General features: G+C 60.6%; 3 protein-coding genes. 1 reads left to right on the forward strand and 2 read right to left on the reverse strand.

All coding sequences use genetic code 11. The features are described 5' to 3' along the window. Both ACSHXH_RS19155 and rpe read right to left on the reverse strand, forming a co-directional pair. Nucleotides 1-1,399, reverse strand: a 1,399-nt coding sequence (locus tag ACSHXH_RS19155) for a heparinase II/III family protein (protein ID WP_435673400.1), incomplete at its 3' end; no start/stop codon positions are given. After that, the gene (gene rpe, locus ACSHXH_RS19160; protein WP_435673401.1) at nt 1,399-2,061 is read right to left on the reverse strand and encodes a ribulose-phosphate 3-epimerase; all 663 of its coding nucleotides are present in this window, start codon (nt 2,059-2,061) and stop codon (nt 1,399-1,401) included. The genes rpe and ACSHXH_RS19155, both read right to left, overlap by 1 nt. Nucleotides 2,062-2,306: 245 nt before the next feature. Between rpe and ACSHXH_RS19165 the strand changes: the two genes are divergently transcribed. After that, the gene (locus tag ACSHXH_RS19165; protein WP_435673402.1) at nt 2,307-2,846 is read left to right on the forward strand and encodes a DUF2141 domain-containing protein; all 540 of its coding nucleotides are present in this window, start codon (nt 2,307-2,309) and stop codon (nt 2,844-2,846) included. Nucleotides 2,847-2,962 lie beyond the last annotated feature (116 nt).

The following is a 2,962-nucleotide window of genomic DNA, read 5'->3' on the forward strand; positions in this document are numbered from 1 at the left end:
GAACGGCGGTGCTGTTCGCGTCATCCAGAACAAGCGTCGAATGCGCGGCGCTCGCGCGAAGACCCTGTCCGATGCGCGCAGGAACTTGGCCGCCTGCCATGGCAGCGCCGCCGCAATTCACGATGACGCGCGCAGGCCCGTCTGACAGTTCGAACGCCAAAGTCGATGCGCAGCCAACGCGTGTGTGCCGCGCACGGGGCGGCGGACCGGCGTCAAATTGCACCACAGTTTTACCGCCGCGAAGCCGCTGATAACCCCAATGCTGCGGATCGTTGAGCGGGCGCGTGCGAATGCCGGTTGCTGCGATCAGAGCCGCGACGCGGTCAGCGGGAATGGCTCCCTGACCCTGCCAACTGCCCAGCGCGCCATCACCATGCCGCACCGCCAGCAATGGCGGCACAAGCAATTCGCGCATCACCCAAATCGCATCAGGAGCTTCGCGCTCAACCGCTTCGTAACAGGCGATTAGATCGGTCAGCAGCTGGATCGCGTCCATCTGCGCCGCCGGACACCGCGCGAGCGAGCCGCCATCTTCCGCTACCAATTCGCCGAGCGCTTTGATCAATGCCGCTTCACCGTAAAGCCTGCGCGGTTTGCCCTGAGGCAACATCAGTCCCGCTGCCGTCACGGCGGCCCATCCCGCCATCTGGCCCAGACCAGCGCCGCTGCGCAGCGCCTTTTTATCGAGCCAGTTCGCGGTCTCTTCAATCGCATCAAGCAATCGCGGTTTTAGCGCGCCATCTTGCCCCGCCAAAACAAGCGGCGCGTGGACCAGCCATGCCATCAGGCGCAGGCCGACATTCTCTACATCCCATGCCGGCCCTTTGGCAGGCACCGGGTTTGCATCAAGCCATCGGCCCGTGATCCGCTCAGCGATAGCAATGCAGTCTGCACGCGGGGCGCTTGCCGCCAAATCATTCAGCCATGAAAAGCTGTGCACGGTCCGCTCCAGCCCGGCGCCGTGGCGCGCATTGCTGTCAAAATCGAGCTGACCGATAGGCTGTTTGACACCGTGAACCAGGAAATGACCTGCGCGCAGGGCGATGCCAGCGGCGCGGTTGCCAATAACCGGGCTGTCAATCGTCGCCAGCAGCCGCACAGCGGCAGGGCGGCGGAACGGCGAAGCCAGCGCATGGCCCGGCACGCCCATGCGGTAGGCCATGCGGATCAGCGCTTCGCCGGGCTTTGTGCGCGGGGCGATCACATCAGTGAGTGCTAGAGCGCGGCCAGACTCCAGTGGCGTATCGAGCGGCTCTGCGAGTTTCGGATCATCTTCGATGCGAAACGCTTCTTCCGCCTGACCAAGCGCGATTGCCGGACGCTCGCCGTTTTCGTCTGGCTGATCTGTGTCGAGCAGATCGGGCTCAAACTCAGGACCGCCGCTAAACAGGGTCGCCATCAGCTTTCCCCTTTAAGAGCAGCGATGTTGGCGGCGTAGTGATCGGGTCCGCCTTTGAATGTCGCAGAGCCTGCAACCAACACGTCTGCACCTGCATCAACGCACAATTTTGCCGTTTCCGGGTTCACGCCGCCATCGACTTCAAGGTGAATGTCGCGCCCCGTGGCCTCGATCATCGCGCGGATCCGCCGCACCTTTTCCAGCTGCGAATGGATGAAGCTTTGCCCGCCAAATCCGGGATTGACGCTCATGACCAGAATGAGGTCCGCAAGGTCCATCAGATTGTCCAGCACCTCCACCGGAGTGCCCGGATTGATAACCACGCCCGCTTTTTTACCCAGCGCGCGGATCGCCTGAAGCGTGCGGTGGATATGTGAACCGGCCTCTGGGTGGACGGTGATGATGTCCGCACCGGCGTCTGCAAAGGCCTGCAAATACGGGTCCACTGGAGAAATCATCAGGTGAACGTCGAATGTCTTGTCAGTATGTGGGCGTAGCGCCTTCACGACGTCAGGGCCGATGGTGATATTGGGCACAAAATGCCCATCCATCACGTCAATATGCACCCAATCAGCGCCCGCCGCGTCGATTGCGCGCACTTCTTCGCCTAACCGCGCGAAGTCGGCTGAAAGAATAGAAGGTGAGATCAGCGGTGCTGGCATGGTAAACAAACGCGCCTTTTCGTTTGCAGTTCGCCTTACGCTGCCCGCGAATCACCCAGCAAGCGGCGGTAAACCGCTTTTCCCCGCCATTTTTTGCGAGTGCGAAGGTGCCTTTCGCGTGTCAGCATGACCAGTTCAGCCGCAATTCAGCACGCAAATGGCATTTACACAGCATATTCTTGCGGCAAAGATACGCGGGGCGCTGGGCTCCGGAGGCTGCACAGACCTTAATTAATGGGCGAAAGATGATGGCTTCGAACTCGAAGATCAAAAATGTTGCTTGCGTAGCTGGTGCCGCCGCGTTGTTGGTGCTGGGAAGCGCCGCACCGTTGGCACCTGCCGTGGCACAGGCGTCGAGCAACGGCGATTATCGCAACATCATTTCAAACAATATGCGCTCCTGCGCGCCGGGCGCTGGCCCTGCTGTGCGGGTGACGATCAACGGCGTTAAAAGCTCAAGCGGGACAATTCGCGCCCAAATCTACAACGGGACGAGCAGAGACTGGCTGGAAAGCGGCCGCTGGCTTAACCGGATTGAGCTACCCGCACGGCGCGGCCGGATGACGGTTTGCTTGCCTGTGCCATCCAGCGGTAATTATGCCGTCGCCGTCCGTCACGATGTGAATGGCAATGGCAGCACAGATATACGCACCGATGGCGGCGCGATGTCGAACAATCCCTCAATCAACATCTTCAACCTGGGTAAGCCAGGGATCGACAAGACCCGCTTCAGCGTAGGCGGCAGCGTCAGCTCTATCTCGATTACGATGAAGTATATGACCTGATTGACCCGTGAATTGGAGAGCGAGGCGGCCTACTTAGCCGCCTTACGGTGCTTTCTAAGCGACCAAAGCACTCCGGGGGCCGATAGGATTGGATGGCGTTCTCGAAATGGCGTCAC

Source organism: Marivita sp. (assembly GCF_051251565.1).
Classification (GTDB): Bacteria; Pseudomonadota; Alphaproteobacteria; order Rhodobacterales; family Rhodobacteraceae; genus Marivita.

Coding starts and splice junctions, on each gene's coding strand:
- rpe (WP_435673401.1), bottom strand. CDS start 2,061: ATGCCAGCACCGCTGATCTCACCTTCTATTCTTTCAGCCGACTTCGCG.
- ACSHXH_RS19165 (WP_435673402.1), top strand. CDS start 2,307: ATGATGGCTTCGAACTCGAAGATCAAAAATGTTGCTTGCGTAGCTGGT.